Below are 204 nucleotides of genomic sequence, written 5' to 3'. Positions count from 1 at the left end.
AATTCCCGAGACTGAATTCGATGAATTCAGACATCATCGAGGTGCAACATCATATCATCCAAAAATGATGTTAAAAGTAGTTTTATATGCCTACACACAATCTGTGTTTTCAGGACGTAAGATAGAAAAATTACTCAATGATAGTATCCGAATGATGTGGCTATCACAAAATCAAAAGCCTTCTTATAAAACGATTAATCGATT

Annotated in this window: 1 protein-coding gene; it reads left to right on the top strand. The window is 33.3% G+C overall.

Translation table 11 applies throughout. From position 1 onward, the window contains the following. Positions 1–204 (top strand): transposase (locus HMPREF2576_RS02315; RefSeq protein WP_141758105.1); only part of this gene is annotated, 204 nt, incomplete at both ends.

It is taken from the genome of Staphylococcus sp. HMSC063F05 (assembly GCF_001837075.1).
GTDB lineage: Bacteria > Bacillota > Bacilli > Staphylococcales > Staphylococcaceae > Staphylococcus > Staphylococcus epidermidis.
This window is presented reverse-complemented; position numbering and strand designations above follow the sequence as displayed.